Source organism: Streptomyces sp. NPDC005722 (genome assembly GCF_040630935.1).
Taxonomy (GTDB): domain Bacteria; phylum Actinomycetota; class Actinomycetes; order Streptomycetales; family Streptomycetaceae; genus Actinacidiphila.
The window spans coordinates 17,272-40,298 of the sequence record NZ_JBEXYN010000062.1 but is presented as its reverse complement, the minus strand read 5'-3'; the positions used below and the strand labels follow the sequence as shown (position 1 = coordinate 40,298).

Below are 23,027 nucleotides of genomic sequence, written 5' to 3'. Positions count from 1 at the left end.
AGACGACACGACATGCCATCCCTCCCGCCGGAGCACCGATCCCATGCCTGACCAGCGGAAACGCAGCTACCACCTTCGGAAAGACAACACCTCCTCAGTGTCCAGGTGGCGGGCGCACACGGCCGCCAGCAGATCGACCGTGACGGCGGCCAGCCGAGAGGCGTCCGACGCCGTGTAGGTGTGGGCATCGGCCGACAACTGTTGCAGAAACCCGGCCAGGAGTGCCCCTACACCGTCGCCTGCCGGTAGCCGCCCGGCGCTGAGGGAACGGACCTTCCTTTCCGGTAGAGGAAGCAGCGTCCGGGGCAGCTGGAGCATGATGCCGCTGATGTGTCCGCTGTCGGACCAGGCGGTGCCGTGCCAGGGCCGCGACGTGTCGTAGAGCAGCAGCTCGCCTGCCGCGCCGACGACGTCGCGTCCGCCTTGGGTGAGCAGGTGGCCTCCGCGCAGGGTGAGCATGACCTGGTAGCACTCGGGATCAGACCTACGGACCAGCTGCGGGGTCCGGAGGGATTGCAGCGGCGGGTACCGGAGTTTCGTCAGTTGCACGGTGCCGAGATCGATCAGCCGTAGCTCCGCCTCAAAGTTGGCCGTGTGCGCGCTCGACAGCGTGCTCGGCAGGAGAGATTCGGCGGTCAGGTTGCACCAGTAGTCGAACCGTTCGTCGGCAGGCAGGTCACACGTCCGCGCCTCCACCACCAGCATCATTTCCCCCTTGTGAGCTGTGGGCACCCTCCGCTCCGACAGATTAGGTGCTCATGTCAATGAATTGGCCCGGTTCGTGGCACTGCCTCAGCTGAACCAGTCGGCAGATGACCTTCCTCGAGGGTCACCGCACGGCGGCCGCACCGCGCAGACGTGGGCGTCACAACTCCCCGCCCCGACCCCCGCGATCCGGCACATGAGTGCTCACTGCCGGTCCGCGGGTACGGGTGGCCCGGCACCCCGCGGTATTTCACGTGCAGCCGGTGCAGCGCTACCAGGATGCTTGCCGCCCCCTTCTTCTGCTGCAGGATCACCCGCTACTGCTGCTCGCGGAGCCGGCGGAGCTCCGCATGCGCGGGCCGGACCGCCAGATGGTGTTCGAGCTGCAGGCATGTCGCTGGCGACGTACCGGGTGAGCGGAGCGACCAGCCGCCGCGTGCGAGAGGAGGCCATCGCCGCGGCGGCCGTGACGCCACTGGCCGCGCCGCCAGGGAGGGGTGAGCGGCGCGGCCTCAGTCCCGCCTGCCCAGCTCTCCCGGGGGTATGCATCAGCTCGTCCACCGGAGCCGGACCTGGTGGTGGACGACCTGCGCTGAGGCGAAGGCGGGGTGCGGCCGGCCTCGGTGGGGGAGTGGTTGAGCCGGCTGTGCCGAACGACGCCTACGCGCCCGGTAGGACAGTGTGGCGGAGACATCCCGGGGTCTGGACGACAGCGTTCGCCCCCGACATCAGGGCGGCGCCAGCCGAAGTCGAGAGGCAGCCGACCGAAGTCCGTGCGGCTCGAGGGGCTCCTCAGGCCGCCATCAGTGCCGCCATGGCGCGGTCCATCGCGGCGTCGAACTCTTCCGGCGTCAGCGGCAGACGGGACTTGACGTCCCGACTCCACTGATCGGCGAGGACCTCGGCGGAATCCGCCTGAACCCCGTCGAGTGCCGCGTCGGCCAGGTCCGACGGCGCGATCTTGTCCACGGGCCAGCCCGTGGCCATGTCGGTGTCGGCCAAGCCGAGGTGCACCGCCGTCACGAGCGTGCCCTGCTCGGCGAGCTCCAGGCGGACGCCGTTGGTCATGGCCCAGGCAGCGGCCTTGGACAGGTGGTAGGCATTGGCACCCTTGCTCCCGAACCACGACATGGCGGAGAGGACGTTGACGATAGCGCCCCCGCCGTTCCTGGCGAGCGACGGCGCGAACTCCCGGATCATCGCGAGGTGGCCGAACAGGTTGGTCTCCAGTTCGTGCCGCACCACGTCCAGCGAACCGGTCACCAGGTCGGTCCCCGTGGAGATTCCCGCGTTGTTGATGAGCAGCGAGACATCCGGGGCCGCCTCGGCGGCGGCCCTCACGGATGCGGGATCGGCGATGTCGAGGGGCAGCACCTCGACCCCCGGCAGGTCCACGGTCTCCGGTCGGCGGGCCGTCGCGTAGACCTTGCGGGCACCCCGTTCGAGCAGGCGCTGGGCGAAGGCGCGGCCCAGACCGCGGTTGGCTCCGGTGACAAGGGCGACGCAGTTGTTGATGTCCATGTCCGGTACGCTAAAACCTGACGTTGACGTCAGAGGCAAGTGCTGGTCGTCAGAGCCATGGGTGAGAGGAATCACCATGTCGGTCACAGGGGCCGCGGCCGAGCGGCTGATCCGCATCGGCGAGGTGGCACGGGGTGCCGGCGTCTCGGTCCGCGCTGTGCGCTACTACGAGCAGCAGGGGCTGCTCATCGCGGAGCGCAGCCCGTCCGGCCAGCGCCTGTACCGGCAGGACGCCATCGTTCTGGTCCGCTTCTTCCAGCAGATGTTCGCCGCCGGCCTGACCAGCCGGAGGATCAGCGAACTCCTTCCGTGCTGGGTCTCCGGGCACACCGATGCCGGGCAACGAGCCATGCTGCGCGTCGAGCGCGAACGCATCCAGGGCAAGATCGACGACCTGCAGGCCGCCCTGGACCGTCTCGACGAGGTCATCGCGATCACGGACACGCACCCGTAGACGCGGTCGGCCGGACGTCTCCCCAGCGATCTGACCTCGTTGTCACGGCCCGGGCGGCGAGGAGCCATGGTGGGGGAACCGTCCTCAGGTGGCCGACGCGGCTTTCCGTGTCCCGGGAGAGCGCGGCAGCGCGGCGGTCCGGTTCTCTAGGCACTCCCGATACTTCGACCGAGGCCTGGAGCCGTCGGCGCTCGTCGGGCTGCAGCCCGGCCCCGTCTTCCGAGCCCGCCGCGCCACTCGGCCTGCGCGCCGCCGGGATCGCCGCTGTCCTTGCCTGACCGGTTGCCGCCGTGGCTTCGTTACTGGCTTCATATGTGGCGGATCCATCCCCCTGAAAACAGCGCGAGGTACTGCCATGAGACGCCAACCAGTCCGTCAGACAGTGCATCCGACCGTTCACTTCCGGCTCGCAGCCTGGATCAAGGCCGGATGGATGCTCATCCTGGTGCCTTACCTCCTGCTCCTCAGGCTCATTACCTTTGGGCCAGATTGGGGAAGTTTCGACTTCCACAGTGCAGATCTGAGCAACGCCATGAACGGCCTGGTTCCACCGCTTGTATTCGTGCCGGCTGCGGCACTCGTTGCCTGGATATTCTGCCTGCGCCCTCGGGTCAGCGTGACGAGCGACACAATCTCGATAGTAGAATCAGTAAGCCGCGCAAAGATTCCGATTTCATCGGTGGAAGCCATCTTCGACCGATGTGGAAAGGTGGTCATAGCGGTCCAGGGCCGTCGGGAAGTCGTGGCCGGCCCTTTGTCAACGCGTGTCAACACCGGTGAAGTCTCCCCGTTTGATACCTTGGAGGCCTGTGCAAACCTGCGTGAGTACATCGAGGACCAAAGCGGTGTGGACGTCTCCTCAATCGCTCCGGACGGATCGGGATCCGATAGGCAGCGCCCAAAATGGCATTTTTATGTGCGGCCTTCTGATCTGCTCTTTCTCAGTGCACTCGCGGCGGCGATCTTTTACACCCTGAAGTAAAGGGGCCCTACGGGTACCGGCCGCCTGGCTGCAGTGCGCAGCGTCCCGCCTGGCTGCAGTGCGCAGCGTCCCGCCTGGCCGGTGTGAGACCCGGTCAGCCGCTGGTCCCTGCGAAGAGACCGGCCGGGTCCTGCGGGGCGCCGTCACCGTTCGCCGGGAGGTCCCCGCGTTCGGGCCGGCCTTGGCCGCCCCTGTCCTCGGACGGCAGGACACGGGCGGACTCCTCGGCGGAGGCTTGGTGGACGTGTTCGGCCGCCTGCCGCAGGACGTCGCGGCCCACGGTGGCCGGATCCGCGGACAGCCGGATCACGCGGCCCGCGTCCTCCAGCACGTAGGAGTGCGACGTACTCGTCGCCCGGTACCAGTGGTTTCCCTCCTGTTCGCAGGTTGCCTCACTGGTCCCGGCCGGCTCGGTGTCCTCGGTGCAACTGACGGGGCCACTGAAAGCGCGCTCGTCGACCCGCAGTTCGATGGTTCCTCCTTCCGGACCGCTGTAGGAGGCCCCGAAGCCGTGGTCGCCGATGACGCCGACGGATTGGAGGGCGACGCTGTAGCCGGGGACGTCGGTGACGTACACCATGGCCGGCTCGATACCCAGGGACCGTGCCCTGCTCTCGAGCGCAGCCCCGTCCGCGGACTGCGTCCCGCAGGCGGTGAGCGCCATCAGAGCTGACAGGACCAGGGGTTGCAGGGCCGATCGTATGTGCGCCATGCGTTCATGATCTCCTACCCGACGTAGGTCCGATGGTGCTTCCGCGTCGACTGACCCTGGCCGGGGAAGACGCGCAACGCCGATCGGGTAGACGCCGTGGCAGTCAACGCAGTTGGTTGCGTCCTGGAGCTCGGCCGTGATCTCGCTGATCCGGAACTTCAGGCGAGTGGCTGACGGCCCTTGGGTCAGCGGCAGGCACTGCCCAGCAGCGCTGCATGGGGAAGGACCAGCAGGCCGTCCTCGCCGAGGAGTTCCTGGGCCAGAGTGTCGAAGTGTCGCTTCACCTCGGCGCGAGTTTCCTCGGTCTGGCTCAGCAGCAGTTGCCCGATGAAGGCCACCCCAGCCGCCGGCCCGCTCCACCACTCCTCGATGCTGGCCCGGTGATCCCACCGCAGCGTCCGACACGCGGCCTCGCGCAGTCCGGCCGACGTCACAAGCCCGACCAGGCCGTCCGGATCGCGCGCGAAGTCGTCCTCCGTGGCCAGCGGAGGCAGATGCGATGGCCGAGTCACGCCAGCCATCTCGACAGCCCGGCCCAGCAGGGCCTGCCCGGCCGGGGCGGGAACCGCCCAGATCGTCAGCGCGATCCGTCCACCCGGCCGGATCACTCGGCGAAGCTCCGCGAGGGCTTCCCTGGGACGCCCCACATGGTTGAGTACGAAGTTCCCGACCACCGCGTCGAAGACACCGTCCTCGAAAGGGAGCGCGGGGAGGACGGCTGTCAGCACCTCGGCGGAGGGCACGGCCACTGATGCCAGCTCGACCATGCTCGGCTCGGCATCAACCGCGGTGACCTTCGCGCCGCGCTCGCATGCCGCCGCGGCCACCGTTCCCGTCCCGGTCCCGACATCGAGAACCCGGGCTCCCTCGTGGACCGCCGCAGCGTCGAGCAACTGCGGAGCCGGATAGGCACACAGTTTCGCGAAGCTCCCCGCGAACGCGTCGGCCCGACCGGCCCACGTCCGACGCTCGTACTCATCGAATGCCGTGACCTGCACCGTCTCCCCTCCCGGTTCCGCCGCAGAGATCAGGAATGCGGCTGGGCCAGGACCCTAGCGCAGAAGAAAGGCGTTACATCGGTCACCCGGGCGGCTCGTGACCACACAGGAGCCGGGTCGTGCAGCGGCGCTGATCAGCGCCGCTGCACGTTGATAGTTTGCGTCGAGAGGCTCACCAGGGCCGAACCGGTGCAGCTCTCGTGCCAGAACAGGCAGGGGTTCAGGGGGAATCGCGGGGTGTAGACGGGCGCGCTGGCGCCGCCCGCTTCGACAGGTGACCCGGCTCTGGACCATGCCCTGGCAGATACGGCGACGCTCTGTGGCATCCCTCGGCGCCAGGTGACGGTCTTCCGACGTCTGTTCGTCGCGGAAGGACGTTCGGACGATGCTCTGTCTGCAGGGCGAAGGCAGTCGACATCTCGCTGCCGACCGTCAACTGGCGTTCTCGGCGGCGTAGGTCTGGAGCTTGCGCAGGGCTTGAGGCGCGGCGCTCTCTTCGGCGCGGGCGACGATGACGATCTTGCTGGTGGCGACCGCGACGAGGGCCTTGTCGGCGTTCTTGCCGATGACGGTGTCGTCCTGTCGGGCTGTGAGGGCGTAGTTCTCGCCTTGAACCGTCAGGCGCGGAGTGGCTTCGGGATCGCGGACCGTATTCACGATCCCAACGGTCTCCTGGGGCGAGGGGCGCCAATGCGCGGCGTCACTGGTGCCGTAGAAGCTCCCGCTCGGGTCAGCGAGGAACACCGCATCCACGCCCGGAGTGCTGCGGACGATGCCCTCGCAGGACGGTTCCCAGCTCATGAACCACTCCCTTCCGATGAGGAGTCTCCAGGACGGCGCGCATACGGTCAGAGTGCGACCTGGGGTAGTTCCCCGCGCGGTGTGCTGCTCCGAGTCAGTGACCAGCGCACGAGCAAGGAGCCGCTGATTGCGTCGTCGATGTCGGCGCAGGGCCCTGATGTGCGCCCCGTGACGTTGCTACTGAAGGGCCCTCAGGTCACGTCGTCTCACCGTCGAAGCGGTCGTCGTCAGCGTCCGGCTGCGCAGGCGGGGCCTGGCCGGCGGACACTGATGCCACCTCGCCGATGTCCTGCGGTGTGAGGTCGAGGTCGGAGATCTCGTGGTCGCCCGGTTCCTCTTCCTCTCTTCGGGCCTTGCGCCGGTCATGGAGAAGCGAGAAGACGGCGGCGCCGAAGTAAAGCACCCAGATCGGTCCGGCCAGCGTCAGCATGGTCACAGGGCCCGTGCTCGGCGTCGTCACCGCCGAAAAGGCCGTGATTGCCATCATCATCCCGCGCCACCAGTCGATGGCCCTGTTCACCAGCCCCGACCTGCCCGCCCGGTCGGTGGCCCGATACTCGCGGCTGGCGTTCACCAGCATGCCCGTCCTGGTGGCCACCGGTCTCTACCTGTCCTGGCGGAGAGACCACCCGAACGAGGTGTCGGCACCGGCGCGGGCGAATGTGCTGGCCAAGGCGTCGCCTCATCGGGTATGTATGTGCCCGCGGCCGGAAGAACGGTCTGCCGGCGTGCCCTGCAGGGTGCGCCGCATCAGCGGTATGTGAGGGACGAACACAGTGGCATCTGGCGTCGTGAAGTGGTTCAACTCCGAGAAGGGCTTCGGCTTCATCGAGCAGGACGGGGGCGGGCCGGACGTGTTCGCCCACTACTCCAACATCGCCGGCAACGGCTACCGCGAGCTCCAGGAGGGCGAGCACGTCACGTTCGACGTGACGCAGGGGCAGAAGGGCCCGCAGGCGGAGAACATCGTCCGCGGCTGACGCCTCGCGTTCAGCGCACGCACGTTTGGAGCGGGGTCGCCTTGTACGTTGAGGCGGCCCCGTTCCGCGTTTCCAGGAGGCACGCCCCCGCGCGTGGGGTTACACCCCCGGGTGCTCCGTCAGGTACGTGGCTACGTGCTCAGCCACAGTGACCTCGACCAGGCAGGACGGCCGGGGCCACCTCACGGCGTCTGTGGTCGCCGAGGCGTCCATCTCGTGGCTGGTCGTGCAACCACCATCGAAGGAGCCCAGTGGTGGCGTGCTCGTGCCAGTCCAAGAAGCAGCAGTTAGAGGTCGTCACCCCGAACGGCAAGGTCGTCTTCACGACCGGCAACAAGGCCACCGCCGAAGCAGTCGGCAAGCGGTACCCGGGCAGCGAGGTCCGCGAGAAGGGCAAGACGCCGGCCGACGGGAAGGCCGAGAAGGAGCCTGGCGCCTGACCGAGCGTGCCCGGCGCACCGGATGGCGAGCCGGGCCACGCGGGGCTACCACCAGATGACGACGTATCCGGGGCCGCCGTTGTCGCCGAAGACCGGGAGGCCATTGGTGCGTGGGCCGCCTGATCCGCCGATGCCTGCGCCCTGGGGTGCCGGCTGGATGATGCCGTCCACCGCCGGGCGGCCTCCCAGGCCACCCGGCTCACCGACCGGACCACTGATCGTGCCGCTTGCGCCGTCGTTGCCTTCGCGGACCGTGCCCTGGCCGGGGCAGGAAGCTGTGCCGCCGGCGCCCCCGGATATGATCCCTGGCGCGCCGCCACCGGCATTCACGATGTCGCCGAGACCGTTGTCCACCATGCTGGGTGTGCCGGGGAGGCCACCCAAGGGCCCGCCTGCTCCTCCTGTGCCGAGGTCCACCACGACCGGTGTACCCGACTGGACAGGAAGGACGCACCAGGCGAAGCCCCCGGCGCCGCCACCGGATCCGGTGCGATCGAAGTCGCTTCCCTCACCGCCCCCACCGGCGCCCCATGCTTGCACGAAGACCGTGCTGACATCGGCGGGCGGCATGAATTGACCGTCGCTCTGGAAGTCCATCAGGCCGTGAGCCGGGGGGACACCGGGCGGTCCCTGGGGTCCGGGCGGCCCGACAGGTCCGGCGGGCCCGGCGGGTCCCTGCTGGCCGGTCTCGCCCGGAAGTCCCTGCGGCCCGGGGGGTCCAGCAGGTCCGGCAGGTCCCTGCGGTCCGGGAAGCCCAGGCGGGCCGGGAGGTCCGGGAATGCCGGGGCGGCCCGGGTGACCATGGCCCGGGCGGCTGGGGCAGTAGCCGGGGAAGTAGGGGAAGAGGAAGCACGGGTCAGCGAGACCGGGTGCATTGCCGGGTTTCGAGGCGGCAGCCTCGCCACCCTCGGCACTTCCCGCATACGCGGCGCCCGTCAGAGCGCTGGACGTCAGGGCCATGCTCGCGGCCACCGTCCACATCCGCACACCGACTCGGCGTCGCCGCAGAGGCGCCTGAGGCAGGGCCATTCGAGACAATACGTCACCTCCAGCAGGGGCCCGCAACACGCGTCAGACGCCGCTCACCGGGAGAGAAGAGCTGTCGGAGACAGCATCGGACCCACAGCAAGAGTCGCCCTACGTAGCTGACCACGCACACTAAGTAGCCGACCGGGTGATTCCGGCCAAGAGGCGTCTGACGCCTGACCGGCTGGGCCCGGCGCGCCAGATGGTGCGCCGGGCGTCGTCGCGGTCTAACACCAGATGACGACGTATCCGTTGACGCTGGCCTGTCCGGGGTTGGGGAGACGACCACCGGCACCGCCGTCTCCACTGGTGCCGGCGTTCGGCGGCGCAGTCTGGACCACACCGTCCACCGCCGGTCGTCCACCCGGGACACCGGAGCAACCAGGGCAGCTGTGCTGGCCCCGCTGCTCGCGCCTTGCCTGGCTGTGCCCTGGCCCGGAGGCGTGCTGCCCGTGCCGCCGGCGCCACCGGCGAGGGTCCTGGAGCCCTGGCGTCTCCCCCTCAACGCCGGGTGGAGCGAGCCGATTGCGCTAGGAGATGATCCCGTGCGTGGCTGAAGAGGCAGGTACAGATGCGGACGACGCTTGTGCATGGGCTGAGCGACTGGGCTGGGCGTTCGGGCTCATCGCCGAGGATCCGGCTGAGAGAGGTGCAGCGCTCGTCCATCTGGCCGAGGCCCAAAGGGAGGTCAGGGACGCGCTCGACCGGTCCAACGAGATGTGGCTGCTGACACGGCCTCTGGGAGCGGACGAGCAGTACGGGGAGCCGGCCTTTCGACAGGCACTCCAGAGGTATTGGCAAGTCCAGAGGCGTTCACTGCCTGACGGGGTGTGGAACGGCCCTGCGGGCGGGGATCTCGCGACGTGGCCGGGGCTGCCCTACGCGTTGGTCTTCCTGGAGTGGGAGGCGAGGTACCCGCTGGAGTGGACGCAGCATGCGAAGGCGTGGGGTACGAAGGAGACCCTGATCCGTAAGGTGGCCCGTGCTCCCCAGGAGGAGGCGCTCAAGGCGAAGCTCACCGACCTGGTCGAGCTCGTCGTCAACCGGGCGTATCGCTGCAAGGACCGCGAATACGTGCGGGTAGCCCGGGCTGTGGACAGCGCTGCCCTACGGGGCAGACTCGATCGGGCAGCCGATTCGGACAGTCCGTGGGCCCGGTGCCACGCCGGGTATGTGCTCTGGCTCCTCGACCGTCCTGACATACCGAACACCCGTCGTGTCTGGCAGACCTGGGTGGCAGGCGAGGCTGCGACGGTGTTGTGACCCGCGGACGATGCAGGGAAGGGCCTTCGGACTCGTGACGCGTTCTCAGGACCGCCAGCAGTTCCCGGGTGCGCATTCCGGTTTCTCGCCGGGAGTTGGAGCCGGGTTGTGACGTCGGGCGCGTGCGTCCTGCGTGAGCCGCCCGCCGGTGAGGTGGTGGCGTCGGTCGGCCTCCTCGACGTGGGACATCGAGGTGGTGCAGCTGCGCCGGCACGACGTGACGCAGGTGGCCGCCGCCTGTACGTCCGGTTGTGCGGTGGCTATGCGGGCAGGGGACGGTCGGCGATGACGTTTTTCATCACGAGGGTGGAGGTCAGGCGCTGAACGCCGGGCAGGCGGACGAGCTGTTCGTCGTAGAGGCGCTGGTAGGCGGTGATGTCGGTGGCGGCGACCCGTAGGAGGTAGTCGGGTTCGCCGAACAAGCGCTGAGCCTGGAGGACGTGGGGGATGGCGGTGACCGCCTCTTCGAAAGCGGCGACGGTGTTGGCGTCCTCCCAGCGCAGGGTGGCGAAGACAAGGGTCTCGAAGTTCAGCCCGACGGCGGCTGGGTCCACGGCGGCGCGGTAGCCGCGGATCGCGCCTTCACGTTCGAGGTCGCGCAGCCGACGGTGGCAGGGCGAGACGCTCAGCTGCACGCGGGCGGCGAGTTCGGTGATCGTGAGACGGCCGTCCTGCTGCAGCTCGGCAAGAATCTTCCGGTCTGTGGCATCCATGGAGAATATTCTTCCTCAGACGCCCCGGTTCAGGGGTAAAGAAGGGAACATTTTCGGGCGAATTCGGCCTAGCCTTCCTCACATAGTGAACTGCGGGAGAGGGCGAGGGCGGATTCCATGGACACGACCACGCTGGTGGCCTTTGCGGCGGTAGATCTTCTGCTGGTGCTCACCCCCGGCGCGGACTGGGCCTTCGCGATCTCGGCGGGCCTGCGCGAACGCGCGATACTCCCTGCGGTGGCCGGGCTGATCGCCGGATACGCGGGCTACACGCTTCTGGTCGTCGCGGGCCTGGCCGTGATCGTGGCCGGCTCGCCGACCACTCTCACCGTGCTGACCGTCGCCGGTGCCGGCTACCTGGTGTGGCTGGGTTCGAACGTACTGCGCCGGCCCGCCGTGCTGGCGGCCTCCGAAGAGACGGCCGGCGCCTCGTGGGTGCAGATGATGCTCAAGGGGGCCGGGATCAGCGTTCTGAACCCGAAGGCACTGCTGCTGTACGTCTCGCTGTTCCCGCAGTTCATCGACACCACCGGCGGTGGCTGGCCTGTGTCGGCGCAGATCGGCCTGTTCGGCACCCTGCACATGACCGCCTGCGCGGCCGTCTATCTCACGGTCGCCGTCCTGGCCCGCACCGTGCTCAAGACCCGACCCTCCGTGGCCCGGGCGGTCACCCGCACCTCCGGCGTCCTGATGATCCTCATCGGGCTCTTCCTGATCGCCGAACGCGTGGCCACCTGACCCGCCCGAAAGAGAACAACCCCGTGACCACCCCGATCCAGATGCAGCAGCCGAGCAACGCGGCCCGCCAGCGGGTCGAGAAGAGCTTCGGCCGGCAGGGCATGGTGACCCACCTCGGCGCCCGCCTTACCCACATCGCGCTCCCCGCCCAGCCCGAGGCCTGCTGGCAGGACGGATGCATCCACGACGGCGTCGGCAGCGCCATCGCCGACAACGCCGGCGGCCATGCGGCCCGGACCCTGTGCGGAGAGGAGAGTGAGATCCTCACCGTCGAAATCAAGATCAATCCGATCGCGCCCGTCGTCGGCGACCACAGCGGAGCGATCGACACCGTCCTGAAGCCCGGGCGGACCTGACCGTGTGTCAGCAGGAGGCGCGGCGTTCAGGCGACGGTGAGCGCACCCTCGTCGCCACCCGTCAGCGGACTCGGATCCGCGTCGCCGCTCCCGCCCACTGACCACCTCGAGGAAAGAACTGCCCCCATGGAACTGTCCGCAGTGATCGCCTGCGCGGCGATCGCTTTCACCCTGATCGCGGTGCCCAGCCACGGATGGGCTTACGTTGTGGCGGCCGGCGCCCGCGACCGCATCGTCCTGGCCGTGGTCAGCGGCATCGCCATCGGCTACGCCCTGATCACCACGATCGTGGTCCCCGGCGTCGGCCCCCTGGTCACCGGCCACCCCCTGCCGTTCAGCGTGCTCACCGCGGGCGGCGCCTCCTACCTGGTGCACCTCGGCGTCCGCGTCACCACCGCCCCAGCCGAGCCGGTATCCGTCCACACCGGCAGCACCCCAGCCGGCTCCACGCGACGTCTCCCCGGCCCGGGGCGCCAGGGTCAGTGCCCTGGCCCTCAGAGGCCTCCTGATCCTCCTGCCGCAGCTCACCCAACCCACCGCGGGTCGGCCGCTGCCGTGCCAATGGCCGTGCTGGGCGGCGTCTACGTCCTGATCTGCGCCGGTGTCCACTTTCCCCTCGGCCACGCCGCCGGTCGTGTCATGGGCGCCCGTCACCGCGTTGCCCAGATCGCCGCAAAAGTCGCGGTTGGCGCGACCATCCTCGTCGGACCCCCACGACGACAGCCACCCCGTGCCGCACGCCGAACCCGCCTCACAGACAGAAACCAACGCACGACACCGGCCCTTGCCGCACAACGCCCCGCCGACTCGCCCGCGGGCACCAGGCCCGTACACCTGCTGGCCGCTCTCGCCGTCGGAATGTTGCTGCCGGCGCAGGGACGCATCACCGGGGCCCTCGGGGTGCGGCTGAAGGACGGGCCACAGGCCGCACTTCTTGCCTCGACCGCAGGCCTGCTGCTCGTCGCCGTGATCGCCCTGGCCGTCCCCTCGGCGCGCCGCTGTGTGGCGCGCATCCCGGACGCGGTGCGACGCCGAGCGGCCTTCCCCAGGTGGGCGCTACTGGCAGGCATACCGGCTGCCTACTTCATCTTCGCCCAGGGCGTCGTGGCCGGGGTGACCGGAATCGCCCTGTTCACCATCGCGTTCGTGGCCGGGCAGACCCTAGGCGGGATCGGCGTCGACGTGTGGGGCATCGGACCGGCAGGCCGACGGCACATCACCTGGCCACGCACCACGGGCTCGGTGGTGATCGTCGCCGCCGTCGTCCTCAGCGTCGCCCCCGGCGGCACGGGCACCGGTTCGACTGGCACGATGCTGCTGCTCCTGCTGCCATTCACCGCGGGACTGGCCAACGGCGTGCAGACGGTCATGAACGGCCTCCAGACCGCCCACTACGGCAACTTCGTGCCCGCGACGCTCATCAACTTCATCGTCGGCGTTCTCGTCCTGGCCGTCCCCGTCACCGTCCGCAGCATTGCGGACGGCGACTGGTCCGCGCCCCCCATGGAGCCGTGGCTGTATCTGGGCGGCCCGCTCGGCGTGGTCATCGTCGGCCAGTCCGCCTACCTCGCAAAACACCTCGGCGTACTACTGACCTCCCTCGGGCTGATCGCCGGACAACTGCTCGGCGCCCTGGCCATCGACCTGATCTGGCCCGCCCCGCACACCAGCGGATTCCCATGGCAGGAACTCGTCGGCACGCTCCTGGGCGTCACGGGTGTAGCCCTTGCCTCCCTCGACCGCCACCGCCGTCGAGCATGCTTCAGTGGTCATGGGCGACGGCAGGCCGTCCCAGATGAGGCAGCACCCGATGAGCACCACCGCGCGCACGGCCGCGAGCGGGGAGGCCGGTGACGTCGGCAGCCCGACCACCTGGCCCATCACCTGCCGGCGGACGGGCTTTCGCTTCCACGCTGGCTCCACACAAACCTGGCATGACCTGGTGGCCGAACAGTAGAGCCGCTGAAACTGCCGGTCGACCAGGTCCTCCGCGGGACGGCACCACGTTCTCCCTGCGGTTCCAGCTCGGCCACGAACGGTTCCGTCGCCTACTGGCCCGATCCGCAGTCCGGTGATGCGGCACCGGTGTTCGTAGTCGTAGCGGGCCGGTCGACCAACCGAGTGCGTGCTGGGGTGCTGCTGGATCAGCCGAGCCCTGTCGCTTGCCGCTCGATCGCCTCCGCGGTCGCCGAGGCGTCAATCTCGTGGCTGGGCCTGTCAATCACCAGCGAGGGGCCCGAGTGGTCCGGTACTCGTGCCAGTCCAAGCGCCAGGCGCTTGAGGTGGTCGCCTTCAACGAGAAGGTGGTGTTCACCTCCGGCAACAGGGCCACGCCGACGCCGTGGCCAAGCGGTACCCCGACAGCGAGGTCCGGCCCAAGGGCGACGCCAAGACCGCCGAGGCCGCCGGCTCCTGACCCGCCCGTGCCCGGCGCGCCAGGTGGCGTGCCGGGCCTCGGGGCGTTCTACCACCAGATGACGACGTATCCGTTGCCTCCGGCCTGGCCGGGGTTGATGGCAGGGTTCCCCGCACCGCTGTCTCCGCCAGTGCCCGCGTTCGGGGGCGCGGGCTGGACGACGCCGTCCACTGCCGGGCGGCCGCCTGGGGTTGCCGGAGTGAACGGGCCGCTAGCCGTGCCGGTCCCGCCGTTGGCGCCCTGCCTTGTTGTGCCCTGACCAGGACATGTGGCCATGCCACCGGCGCCCCCGCCCGTAAGTCCTGAGGTCCCGCCGCCGCCGTGGGCGGTCGCGACGTTGACTCCGCCGACGACGACGGTGTCGCCACCCGTCGCACCTTGGCCGAGCGGACCTATGCCGCCCGTTCCGCCTGCGCCGACGGTTACCTGGATCGATGAGACGGCGGTTGTATCAAGGACGCACCATGCGAAGCCCCCGGCGCCGCCACCCCCTCCTGTGTGGATGCCGTCTGATCCGGCGCCACCCCCGCCGGCGCCCCATGCCTGGACGAAGACGCTGGTGACCCCTGCGGGCACGGCGACCACGAAGTTCCCGGCCTCGTCGAAGTCCTCCAAGCCGTGCGCCGGGGCGACGCCGGATGGTCCCTGCGGGCCGGTCTCGCCCTGCGGGCCCTGAGGTCCGGCAGGTCCGGCGGGTCCCTGCTGGCCGGTTTCGCCCTGAGGCCCGGCGGGGCCGGCGGGGCCCTGCGCTCCTGGGGCTCCCGGCGGCCCGGGAGGTCCAGGCGGCCCGGGGGGTCCGGGAATCCCGGGGCGTCCCGGATGGCCGTGGTATCCCGGACGGCTGGGGCAGTACCCGGGGAAGTACGGGAACAGCAAGCACGGGTTGGCAAAGCCGATTTCGACGCCGGGCTTCGCAGCGTCAGCCTGAGCACCGTCGGCGTTCACGGCGTACGCAGGGCTCGTCAGAGAACCGGATGCCAGGGCCACGCCCGCGGCCATCGCCCACCACGCACGAGGTATGGCTATTCGAGACAACACGTCACCTCCAGGAAAAGGGCCCGCCATGGGGGACAATCGCCGCTACCTGTCGTCGTCCCCAGCAAGCCCACCGCAAGAATCGCCCTACGTAATGCAGCGTGCCCTTCGGTAGCTGACTGGGTGACCTCCAAAACAGCCGCCGGAAGACGTGGCGCTTGGCGCGCCAGGTGTGCGCCCGGCCGCCTGCTCCCTACCACCAGATGACGACGTATCCGTCGCCGCCCGCCGTGCCTGCAGCGTCGGTGTCGCCGCCGCCGTCGCCGCCCTCGCCCGCACCGGTCGGCGCCGGCTGGACGACGCCGTCCACCGCGGGACGACCGCCCTGACCCGGGGCGCCCGGTAGCGGGTTGCCCTCCTGACCGTCCGCGCCCGTGCGGACGGTTCCCTGCCCGGGACAGACGCCCGTGCCACCACTGCCCCCGATCAGCAGCGACGCGCCTCCGCCGCCACCGGCCGACGCGACGCCGCCCAGGCTGTTGTCCACTGCGGTCGGTGTCCCCGGAGAACCGTTGGCCGAGCCGACGCCACCGGCGCCGCCGGTGCCGACGTCCACCGCGACCGGTGTGCCCGGCTGGACGGGGAGGACGCACCAGGCGAAGCCGCCGGCGCCGCCACCGGCACCGGTGATCGCGCCGCCACCTACGGCTCCGCCCCCGCCGGCGCCCCATGCCTGGACGAACACACTGGTGACCCCTGTAGGCGGGTTGAACACGAAGGTCCCGGCGTCGTCGAAGTCCACCAGGCCGTGTGCCGGGGACGTGCCGGGCGGCCCCTGAGGCCCAGCCGGTCCGACGGGTCCCTGAGGCCCAGCGGGTCCGGCGGGCCCTTGTGGGCCGGTCCCGCCCTGAGGGCCGGCGGGTCCGGCGGGACCGGCGGGGCCCTGCGCTCCTGGGGCTCCCGGCGGCCCGGGCGGCCCGGGAGGTCCGGGAATCCCGGGGCGTCCGGGATGGCCGTGGTACCCCGGACGGCTGGGGCAGTACCCGGGGAAGTACGGGAACAGCAAGCACGGGTCGGCGAGGCTGGTTTCGACGCCGGGCTTCGCAGCCTGACCGCCGTCGGCGTTCACGGCGTACGCCGGGCTTGTCAAAGCACTGGACGCCAGGGTCACGCCCGCGGCCATCGCCCACCACGCACGAGGTATGGCTATTCGAGACAACGCTTCACCTCCGGGAAGGGGCCCCCACGTGTGGCAGCCGCCGCTGTTTGCCATCGACAGCGGCGAGCACACAGCAAGAATCGCCGTGGGTAATCGCTGATGCACATTGAGTAGCCGACCGGGTGACCCTATCTGGCGCGCTACACGGTGCGGCGGGTCCGCGGTCACCGCCCGCCTGCGACGAGGCCGACGAGGTCCACGACGCGCCAGATGTTGCGCTGCAAGACCGCGGCGGCCACGACGACCATGACGAGGCCCACGACGATCTGCTCCGGGCATCGGACATGCCCTCGAACGACGGACCGACCACGCCGCCGGCCGTGTGGACGGCCCAGACGATGATGCGCACCACTCGCGGTCGGGGTCCGTCTCGAGGCCCTGCAGTTGGTCCTCGTCCAGCAGCGGACCCACCCGCCCCTGGCAGTAGCGTTTGGCGCTGGTCTGCAGGAGCGTGCGTATTCGGCCCTCGAAGCTTCAGCCGTGCCGGAGTTGTTACCGCTGGACAGGGAGGGCAAGCCGCTCCCCTCCCTGTACGACGAAGGGCCGCACCCCTGCGGGGTGCGGCCCTTGATGCGGTCGGCTCGCGCTTGGGAGGGGCGCCGCACTCCCGGGCGATCTTCTCGGTCCAAAGTATGTGCTCGGCCACCATGGGATTGGTGACGCCATGCGCCCTTATGCTCTCGCCGCATGGCGGCGCACTTGTGGCGTAACCGCTCCTCCGCCGCCACGGCCTCCCGTAGTGCGGAGATCGTGGCCGTGAGTCCCGCCGCTGCTGGAGTGCTCAACGTTCTTCTATCCCGTGCAGACCGCGTAGAGCCGCGGCATCCACTGGCCGTACTCGTACTTGGTCCCCCCGGTACTCGCCATACACGGTGACCGAGTTGATCCCGGAGAAGGGATCACCGAGTGGCCATCGTTACCCCACGCCGGCAGACGCGATTTCAGGCCCCGCCGTTGAGGTGAAGGGAACTGCCGGCGATCCACTGGGACCGGTCGGACAGCAGGAACGCGATTGCCTCGGCGACGTCACGGGGGTCGCCGCCTCGGCCGATCGGAACCGAGGCGTAGACCTGCTCCGCGGTGGCGCCCATGGCCCCCGCCACCGTCTCCAGCAGCTCTGTGCCCCCTGGGGTGAGCACCATGCCAAGGACGACGGTGTTGACCCGGATACCGGAGGGCGTCAGCTGGGTGGCAAGGCCCTTCGACCAGCTTTCCAGCGCCGCCTTGGCTGCGCCGTAGTGCAGGACGGGTGCGGGAGGGTTGGCGCTGACGGCCGAAGAGACGTTGACGATGGCCGCCCGATTGCTTTGCTTCAGGGCAGGCAAGGCGGCCGAGGTGACCCGCACCGCCGACAAGAAGTTGATCGCGAGGGAGTCCTCCCACTCCTCGTCCGGAACGCCCGTGAGGTGGACGCGGGCGGCGCCCGCGTTGTTCACGAGGAGGTCGAGGCCGCCGAGAGTGTCGAGGGTTTCGTCCATCAGGCGACGGGCCCCATCTGCGCTGCGGATGTCGGCACTGATGAAGGTGGAGTCCTTGGGGGTGTCCTCGGTGCGGTTGCGAGCGCTGGTGACGACTGTCGCCCCACCGTCGATGAGCTGCTGTGCCACGGCCGCGCCGATCCCGCGCGACCCGCCGGTGACCAGGGCGCGCCGCCCTGCGAACTCGCCCGGGATCGGGATGGTCGGGATGAATGCCTGTGTGACGGACATGGAGATGTTCCTCCGGTGGTGATTGGTCGGGTTTTTGGGGTGGTGCGGCGTCCTTTCTGCAGGCGCGCAGAAGCTGTGGAGGTCGCGACTCGACCCGTGTTGTTGAAGCCAAAAGTATCAGACTCAGAGTCTGATCAAAATATGCGGAGCCATCACCAGCACCGGCACCAGCACCTGGTGCCGCCCGTCCAGCCCAGGTCCGCCGAGGTGAAACGCCGCGGCAGGTAGGCTCGGCACGCCGCGAGCGCACACACCACGCGGTCGGCCGCGACGACGGATCGGATCAGGAGCAAGGCATGAGTGCGAAGCCGCCGGCCAAGGGGACCTACCGCTCGGGCATCCGGGCCCGGCAGGCGGAGGAGACCCGGCGCGCCGTCGTCACCGCCGCATCTGACCTCTTCGCGGAACGGGGATACGCCGCCACTTCGATCGACGCCATCGCGGAGGCTGCCCGAGTCAGCCGGTCGACCGTCTTCACTGCGGCCGGAGGGAAGCCCTGGCTGCTCAAGACCGCCTACGACCAGGCCCTGATCGGCGACGATGCCCCCGTCCCCCTCGCGGACCGGCCCGAGGCACGGAAAATGCGCTCGCTGGACGACGGCACTGAGATCATCGCGGCATACGCCGCCATCCTGGCCCGCATCATGGCGGGAGTGTCGGCTCTGTACGAGGTGGTCCGCACCGCAGCTGACCTGGACGCGGACGTCGCTGCGCTGTGGGCCGATATCGGACGCCAACGGCGTGAGGGCGCACAACAGATCGTCGGGCTCCTCACCAGTGTCGGTGCCCTCGCCCCCCGGCTCACACCGGAGCGCGCCGCCGACGTGATCACGGTCTACAACGACCCTGGCCTCCACCGCCATCTTGTCGGTGACCGCAATTGGACGTACGAGGAATTCTGCGACTGGCTCGCCCGGGCTCTGCACCACGAACTGCTCACCTGACGACAGCTCCTGGGCGAGTTGCCCGGGTCGCCGTGCGAGCTGACCTCAGTTCTGACCAAGGCAAACGAGCGAGTCGGTGTCCGTGAGTTCGACGGTGACCGAGGCGGCAGCGGACCCTTGCGCTCGTGGGGTTGGCCGCTGCACTACGGCACGGACACCACGGCTGCGCGGGTGCCCACGAATGGTCTGCGACGAGTAGGTCCGACCGGCCGGCGCCGCGGTCGGCCGCGTCCGAGGAACCGTTGCCGGTCAGCGGGGCGGTTCGATGAGCCGGACGGCCAGGCGCTTGGTGTCGTCGTCGATCTCCACCATGCACAGTCCGCGACCGTCGGCGAAGCTCAGAATCCGGGCGTGCTCAGACTGCTGGGGGATGGCAGGAAGCCGGTACGGGTCGCCAGAGGCCACCAGGAGGGCCGCTTCGAGAGAACGGCGTGCCCAGGGCTGGAGAAGCTGGAATTCGGCGACGACCTCGGAGCTGAGGTCGATCTCATACGGCACGGAGCCAGACTACGGGCGCATGGACGGGGCGAGGGCCCGAATCTCGGCATCGGACGCCGTGGGGGGAGCTTCGGCTTTGCCGGCCCGTTCGTCGGCGATGCGCCGCGCCATGGCGAGCATGGCCGGACTCGCGAGGGCCCGAGCCCGGGCATCCCAGTCGGCCAGGACCGTACCGATCATGTGAAGCTCAGTGTTGTCGATCTGCTCGTTGAAGCCGGCCCGGTGCTCCGGGGGGAGGGCTGCGCGCACGCTGCGGATCGTAGGTGCGGCCTGGGGGGCAGGACCGGTGTCCGCGGGCTGGGCGCTCATGCTGTCCTCCGAGTGGAAAGACCATTCGTCATTGGAGGGTATCGGGAGCATCGGCTGGGGACCAGCGCACTGACCCTTCGAGCGAAATGGCCCGTCCTGAGGGGTACGGTGGTCCGGCCCCGAAAACCCTGCCGAGGAGCGGGCGCAGCGACCGAAGCGACCGAACCATGGGATGGCTTCCGACCTGCGGACAGAGAGACACCGTTTTCCCTGTCTCGGGTCGCGTAAGTCGTTCCGGTTGTGCTGCGGAGGCGGTCCCACCCGCTGATCAAGTACCCACAGCAGTGACTGAAAGAGGCCGGCAGAGAACGAGTGTCTTCGGTCGCTTTGCAACAGGCGGCGAAGCGCACGGCGCCGGTAACGTGCGTGCGTCGGCGACCTCGGTCAGTGACGCTTCTTCATCCAGGACAGGTCCTGGCCGCTGTGCCCCAACGAGCCGGATTTCCAGGCACGCATGTCACGGCGAGCATCCCGGACGTCCTGCGACATGGCGGCGCCGTCCCGGAAGGGATGCTCGCCATGCCGACGTGCCCTCCAACCGACCCAAGAGGCAAGTGCGATGACAAGTACGAGGGGTAGCCAAAAGATCCACATGCGATGACCATCTCGTCAGCGTCGGGGGCCGGACAAGTACCCGTCCTCGACAACCTGGCACAGGCTGGTTGCCGTGGCAGGGCCTTGACAAGGGTGAGCCCGCGGCGGCTTCGAGCCGAGAGAAGGACAGGTCGGGGGACCGCCACGGGCGGCGTATGCCGGCCAGGATGTGGCGGACGCCGATAGCGCGCAATATCCGTCGCCAAGAGCCGGCTCCTCCCGATGGCGACAGTGATCTCCTCCCAGCCAAGCCTTGCGACGCCGAGCGCCGCCCCGCTCCACCTCCACCTTGGTGCTGGAAGAGACGTCCGGCGGGAGACCACGTTCTGCCGTGACCGCGCTCCAGGGGCCCTCGTTCCGCTCCAAAAATGTCAGGTGTTTTCCAGGCCGCCGTCGACGGTGAGGACTTGGCCGGTCACCCACTCCACAGCCGGATCGGCGAGTCGGAGGACCCATACGGCAAGTTCCTCCGGCCTACCGCGGCGCCCCAGGGGGATGCGCGCCGCTTCGGCATCCTTGATCTGCTGAACCTCGGCTGGGGAGAGGCCGGAGGCTGACAGTGCGCTGGTATCGACGGGCCCCGGAGCGACCGCGTTCACCCGGATCCCGTCCGCTGCCAGCTCCAGTGCCCAGCTCCGGGTCAGGTGCTCGATCGCCGCTTTCGAGGCGGCGTAGTGGCCGGCCAGCGCGAGAGGACGGTGTCCGAAGGTACTGGCGACGTTGACGATCGACCCTCGTGACTCCTGCAGGTACGGCAGCGCGGCGCTGGCCAGCAGGCTGGGGGCGGTGACATTCGTATCGAGGATCTTTTTGACGCGGTCATACGTCACCTCGCGCAATGGCATCGATACGAAGACCCCGGCGTTGTTGACCAGGACGTCCAGACGACCCCAGCGGCCCACGGCGGCTCGGACGATCGCCTGAGGAGCCTCCTTCTCTGTGACGTCGCAGCAGATCGTCTCAATGGACTCATGGACGGCGGCCAGCTCGGCGAGAGCTTGCTCATTACGACCGGTACCAAGGACGGCCGCGCCCGCGTCTGCGAAAGCCATGGCGACCGAACGGCCGATACCCGAGCCCGCACCGGTCACGATCACGACTCGGCCGGTGAAGTCGACTGCCAGATGATTCGACACGATAGAGCCTTTCACTCGATACTCGAAAATTCTTGGACCGTGGGGTTATTCATCCCGGCCACTCAGGCGTCGAACGCGTTCGCGGCCCGGCGACGCAGAAGTCACAGACGGACCACGACCACTGCCGTGTCGTCTGTGGCCGTGCTGAGGTCGATGAGCGCGTCCGCAAGTTCCTCGGCGTCGCCCTCGCGGTGACGCGTGAGGAGTTCGGCGAGGCGCTGGAAGCCTCGGTCGATGTCCTCGCCCTGGCGTTCGATGAGCCCATCGGTGTAGAGGACGAGTGCTGAACCTTCGGCGTAGCCAGTGGTGGCCAGCGGGCGGGGCGCTGGTTCAAGGCTGGCTCCCAGCGTGGGGTCTGTTGCCTGGTCCAGGAACTGCACTGCGCCGTCCGGGTGAAGTAGCGCTGGGGGCGGGTGGCCGGCGCTGCTGTAAGTGATACGGCGTTCTTGCCAGTTGATGACGGTTTGGACAGCGGTGGAGGACAGGGCACCTTCGATGGAACGCGCGTACATGTCGAGGCCGTCGAGAGCGACCGCCGGATCTTGCACCACACGCATGGCGGCGCTCAAGGCGCTGCGCAGCTGGCCCATGACGCCGGCTGCCGCCAAGCCATGTCCGACGACGTCACCGACCGCGACGGCGTACTCGCCGCATGAAAGCTGTGTCACCTCGTACCAGTCACCGCAGACGTTCAGGGCGTCAAGGGCCGGGCGGTAGCGGACCGCGGCCTTGTGGTGGGCGAGCTGCTGCGGTGCGGGCAGCATGGCGTCCTGAAGGCCGAGGGCCACCTGCCGCTCGCGGGCGTTCGCCTGTCGCAGTCGTTCGTTGACCTGCTGGAGCTCGCGGGACCGTGCATAGAGTTCGAGTTCCATCTGCCGTCGCCGACCGGAGTCAGGGCTGTCGGAGCGGACGAGGTCGGTGATTTCTTCGAGGCGGTGCACGATCAGCGCGATGTGCCCCTCGGAGTCAAGGACGGGGGCGTTGATCGGGCTCCAGTACCGCTCGGTGAACACGCCCGAACGGTCCCATTCCTCCACGTCGTGACGGATCGGCCCTTCGACGTCCTGTGCGCCGGTCTCCAGCACACGACGAAGCGAGGCCTGCAGGTCGTCCTGGCTATCGGGGTCCTGCGGAAAGGCGTCAAAAATGTTCCGGCCGACGAGCTGGTGCCGACTACGGCCTACCAGGTTTTGATATGACATGTTCGCGTCCAGTATGACGAACTGAGGCGTAAGCACGAGCATTGCGCTGGGTGACGCGTCGAAGATTCCCTCGTAGTCGATCGCCCGTTGCTTTACGGCACTTCTCATTTGTCTTGCCAATCGGTTGTGTCTCGACTTCTGGTCTGTGCCGCGCTTGAGGTTGCAAGTGGGCGGTCATGCAAGGCGGCCGCTATCGGCGAGCAGTGTCCCGATGACCCACGGCCAAGCCGTCGATCACGGAGATGCGCGGCTGCGGACTGACAAAGCAACGCACGCTGCACCGGAGATCAGGTTCGGGGACCTCAGGCGTCGATTAGTGACCATTTGAGTCTTATG

General features: G+C 68.9%; 25 protein-coding genes. 10 read left to right on the top strand and 15 right to left on the bottom strand.

Annotation, left to right across the window (positions count from 1 at the left end; genetic code table 11):
- Positions 1-66: 66 nt before the first annotated feature.
- Positions 67-708: a cupin domain-containing protein gene (locus ABZ479_RS38215; RefSeq protein ID WP_500465868.1), complete on the bottom strand. Its 642-nt coding sequence runs from the start codon at positions 706-708 to the stop codon at positions 67-69.
- A gap of 789 nt (positions 709-1,497) precedes the next feature.
- Entirely contained in the window at positions 1,498-2,226 is a 729-nt protein-coding gene (locus ABZ479_RS38210) for an SDR family oxidoreductase (RefSeq protein ID WP_500465867.1), read from the bottom strand.
- 76 nt (positions 2,227-2,302) lie between these two features.
- Between ABZ479_RS38210 and ABZ479_RS38205 the strand changes: the two genes are divergently transcribed.
- Complete coding sequence (locus ABZ479_RS38205) at positions 2,303-2,680, top strand: MerR family transcriptional regulator (protein WP_500465866.1); 378 nt, start codon at positions 2,303-2,305, stop codon at positions 2,678-2,680.
- Positions 2,681-3,062: 382 nt separating this feature from the next.
- Complete coding sequence (locus ABZ479_RS38200) at positions 3,063-3,662, top strand: hypothetical protein (protein WP_500465865.1); 600 nt, start codon at positions 3,063-3,065, stop codon at positions 3,660-3,662.
- Between the two features lie 94 nt (positions 3,663-3,756).
- On the opposite strand, the gene ABZ479_RS38195 is transcribed toward ABZ479_RS38200, so the two are convergent.
- The 4 genes from ABZ479_RS38195 to ABZ479_RS38180 form a co-directional block, all read right to left on the bottom strand.
- Positions 3,757-4,374, bottom strand: coding sequence for a hypothetical protein (locus ABZ479_RS38195; RefSeq protein WP_500465864.1), 618 nt, complete (start codon positions 4,372-4,374; stop codon positions 3,757-3,759).
- Between the two features lie 185 nt (positions 4,375-4,559).
- Positions 4,560-5,372 (bottom strand): class I SAM-dependent methyltransferase, encoded by an 813-nt coding sequence (locus tag ABZ479_RS38190; RefSeq protein ID WP_500465863.1) that lies wholly within the window; start codon positions 5,370-5,372, stop codon positions 4,560-4,562.
- Positions 5,373-5,804: 432 nt separating this feature from the next.
- Positions 5,805-6,173, bottom strand: coding sequence for a profilin family protein (locus ABZ479_RS38185; protein ID WP_500465862.1), 369 nt, complete (start codon positions 6,171-6,173; stop codon positions 5,805-5,807).
- Positions 6,174-6,369: 196 nt separating this feature from the next.
- Positions 6,370-6,603 (bottom strand): hypothetical protein, encoded by a 234-nt coding sequence (locus ABZ479_RS38180; RefSeq protein ID WP_500465861.1) that lies wholly within the window; start codon positions 6,601-6,603, stop codon positions 6,370-6,372.
- Positions 6,604-6,616: 13 nt separating this feature from the next.
- Here ABZ479_RS38180 and ABZ479_RS38175 point away from each other — a divergent pair, with 13 nt between their 5' ends.
- From ABZ479_RS38175 to ABZ479_RS38165, 3 genes are all read left to right on the top strand, one after another.
- Positions 6,617-6,937: a hypothetical protein gene (locus ABZ479_RS38175; RefSeq protein WP_500465860.1), complete on the top strand. Its 321-nt coding sequence runs from the start codon at positions 6,617-6,619 to the stop codon at positions 6,935-6,937.
- 12 nt (positions 6,938-6,949) lie between these two features.
- Entirely contained in the window at positions 6,950-7,153 is a 204-nt protein-coding gene (locus ABZ479_RS38170; RefSeq protein ID WP_361810266.1) for a cold-shock protein, read from the top strand.
- A gap of 254 nt (positions 7,154-7,407) precedes the next feature.
- Complete coding sequence (locus ABZ479_RS38165; RefSeq protein ID WP_500465859.1) at positions 7,408-7,593, top strand: hypothetical protein; 186 nt, start codon at positions 7,408-7,410, stop codon at positions 7,591-7,593.
- Positions 7,594-7,638: 45 nt separating this feature from the next.
- Here the strand turns inward: ABZ479_RS38165 and ABZ479_RS38160 are convergent, their stop codons facing one another.
- Entirely contained in the window at positions 7,639-8,190 is a 552-nt protein-coding gene (locus ABZ479_RS38160; RefSeq protein ID WP_500465858.1) for a glycine-rich domain-containing protein, read from the bottom strand.
- A 978-nt stretch (positions 8,191-9,168) separates the two neighbouring features.
- Between ABZ479_RS38160 and ABZ479_RS38155 the strand changes: the two genes are divergently transcribed.
- Positions 9,169-9,882, top strand: coding sequence for a hypothetical protein (locus ABZ479_RS38155; RefSeq protein WP_500465857.1), 714 nt, complete (start codon positions 9,169-9,171; stop codon positions 9,880-9,882).
- A 260-nt stretch (positions 9,883-10,142) separates the two neighbouring features.
- Here the strand turns inward: ABZ479_RS38155 and ABZ479_RS38150 are convergent, their stop codons facing one another.
- The gene (locus tag ABZ479_RS38150) at positions 10,143-10,595 is read right to left on the bottom strand and encodes an Lrp/AsnC family transcriptional regulator (RefSeq protein WP_500465856.1); all 453 of its coding nucleotides are present in this window, start codon (positions 10,593-10,595) and stop codon (positions 10,143-10,145) included.
- A gap of 117 nt (positions 10,596-10,712) precedes the next feature.
- Here ABZ479_RS38150 and ABZ479_RS38145 point away from each other — a divergent pair, with 117 nt between their 5' ends.
- The 3 genes from ABZ479_RS38145 (at position 10,713) to ABZ479_RS38135 (ending at position 13,543) form a co-directional block, all read left to right on the top strand.
- The gene (locus ABZ479_RS38145; RefSeq protein WP_500465855.1) at positions 10,713-11,333 is read left to right on the top strand and encodes a LysE family translocator; all 621 of its coding nucleotides are present in this window, start codon (positions 10,713-10,715) and stop codon (positions 11,331-11,333) included.
- Positions 11,334-11,356: 23 nt separating this feature from the next.
- Complete coding sequence (locus ABZ479_RS38140) at positions 11,357-11,689, top strand: PaaI family thioesterase (protein ID WP_500465854.1); 333 nt, start codon at positions 11,357-11,359, stop codon at positions 11,687-11,689.
- Between the two features lie 126 nt (positions 11,690-11,815).
- Positions 11,816-13,543 carry a LysE family transporter gene (locus ABZ479_RS38135; RefSeq protein ID WP_500465853.1) on the top strand — a complete coding sequence of 576 codons (1,728 nt, stop codon included), beginning with the start codon at positions 11,816-11,818 and terminating at the stop codon, positions 13,541-13,543.
- A gap of 610 nt (positions 13,544-14,153) precedes the next feature.
- On the opposite strand, the gene ABZ479_RS38130 is transcribed toward ABZ479_RS38135, so the two are convergent.
- The 3 genes from ABZ479_RS38130 to ABZ479_RS38120 form a co-directional block, all read right to left on the bottom strand.
- Positions 14,154-15,104: a glycine-rich domain-containing protein gene (locus ABZ479_RS38130; protein ID WP_500465852.1), complete on the bottom strand. Its 951-nt coding sequence runs from the start codon at positions 15,102-15,104 to the stop codon at positions 14,154-14,156.
- 229 nt (positions 15,105-15,333) lie between these two features.
- Positions 15,334-15,882 carry a glycine-rich domain-containing protein gene (locus tag ABZ479_RS38125; protein ID WP_500465851.1) on the bottom strand — a complete coding sequence of 183 codons (549 nt, stop codon included), beginning with the start codon at positions 15,880-15,882 and terminating at the stop codon, positions 15,334-15,336.
- Between the two features lie 1,358 nt (positions 15,883-17,240).
- On the bottom strand, positions 17,241-18,008 hold the full coding sequence (locus tag ABZ479_RS38120) for an oxidoreductase (protein ID WP_500465850.1): 768 nt from the start codon (positions 18,006-18,008) through the stop codon (positions 17,241-17,243).
- 296 nt (positions 18,009-18,304) lie between these two features.
- On the opposite strand from ABZ479_RS38120, the gene ABZ479_RS38115 reads away from it, so the two are divergent.
- The gene (locus ABZ479_RS38115) at positions 18,305-18,952 is read left to right on the top strand and encodes a TetR/AcrR family transcriptional regulator (protein ID WP_500465849.1); all 648 of its coding nucleotides are present in this window, start codon (positions 18,305-18,307) and stop codon (positions 18,950-18,952) included.
- A 249-nt stretch (positions 18,953-19,201) separates the two neighbouring features.
- On the opposite strand, the gene ABZ479_RS38110 is transcribed toward ABZ479_RS38115, so the two are convergent.
- From ABZ479_RS38110 to ABZ479_RS38095, 4 genes are all read right to left on the bottom strand, one after another.
- Complete coding sequence (locus ABZ479_RS38110) at positions 19,202-19,450, bottom strand: hypothetical protein (protein WP_500465848.1); 249 nt, start codon at positions 19,448-19,450, stop codon at positions 19,202-19,204.
- A gap of 9 nt (positions 19,451-19,459) precedes the next feature.
- Entirely contained in the window at positions 19,460-19,699 is a 240-nt protein-coding gene (locus tag ABZ479_RS38105; RefSeq protein ID WP_499605961.1) for a hypothetical protein, read from the bottom strand.
- Between the two features lie 1,025 nt (positions 19,700-20,724).
- Positions 20,725-21,489: an SDR family NAD(P)-dependent oxidoreductase gene (locus ABZ479_RS38100; RefSeq protein WP_500465847.1), complete on the bottom strand. Its 765-nt coding sequence runs from the start codon at positions 21,487-21,489 to the stop codon at positions 20,725-20,727.
- 101 nt (positions 21,490-21,590) lie between these two features.
- Positions 21,591-22,799 (bottom strand): PP2C family protein-serine/threonine phosphatase, encoded by a 1,209-nt coding sequence (locus ABZ479_RS38095; protein ID WP_500465846.1) that lies wholly within the window; start codon positions 22,797-22,799, stop codon positions 21,591-21,593.
- Between the last annotated feature and the right edge of the window lie 228 nt (positions 22,800-23,027).

Coding starts and splice junctions, on each gene's coding strand:
- ABZ479_RS38215 (WP_500465868.1), bottom strand. CDS start 708: ATGATGCTGGTGGTGGAGGCGCGGACGTGTGACCTGCCTGCCGACGAA.
- ABZ479_RS38210 (WP_500465867.1), bottom strand. CDS start 2,226: ATGGACATCAACAACTGCGTCGCCCTTGTCACCGGAGCCAACCGCGGT.
- ABZ479_RS38205 (WP_500465866.1), top strand. CDS start 2,303: ATGTCGGTCACAGGGGCCGCGGCCGAGCGGCTGATCCGCATCGGCGAG.
- ABZ479_RS38195 (WP_500465864.1), bottom strand. CDS start 4,374: ATGGCGCACATACGATCGGCCCTGCAACCCCTGGTCCTGTCAGCTCTG.
- ABZ479_RS38185 (WP_500465862.1), bottom strand. CDS start 6,173: ATGAGCTGGGAACCGTCCTGCGAGGGCATCGTCCGCAGCACTCCGGGC.
- ABZ479_RS38180 (WP_500465861.1), bottom strand. CDS start 6,603: ATGCTGACGCTGGCCGGACCGATCTGGGTGCTTTACTTCGGCGCCGCC.
- ABZ479_RS38160 (WP_500465858.1), bottom strand. CDS start 8,190: ATGGACTTCCAGAGCGACGGTCAATTCATGCCGCCCGCCGATGTCAGC.
- ABZ479_RS38150 (WP_500465856.1), bottom strand. CDS start 10,595: ATGGATGCCACAGACCGGAAGATTCTTGCCGAGCTGCAGCAGGACGGC.
- ABZ479_RS38145 (WP_500465855.1), top strand. CDS start 10,713: ATGGACACGACCACGCTGGTGGCCTTTGCGGCGGTAGATCTTCTGCTG.
- ABZ479_RS38135 (WP_500465853.1), top strand. CDS start 11,816: ATGGAACTGTCCGCAGTGATCGCCTGCGCGGCGATCGCTTTCACCCTG.
- ABZ479_RS38130 (WP_500465852.1), bottom strand. CDS start 15,104: ATGGCCGCGGGCGTGGCCCTGGCATCCGGTTCTCTGACGAGCCCTGCG.
- ABZ479_RS38120 (WP_500465850.1), bottom strand. CDS start 18,008: ATGTCCGTCACACAGGCATTCATCCCGACCATCCCGATCCCGGGCGAG.
- ABZ479_RS38115 (WP_500465849.1), top strand. CDS start 18,305: ATGAGTGCGAAGCCGCCGGCCAAGGGGACCTACCGCTCGGGCATCCGG.
- ABZ479_RS38095 (WP_500465846.1), bottom strand. CDS start 22,799: ATGAGAAGTGCCGTAAAGCAACGGGCGATCGACTACGAGGGAATCTTC.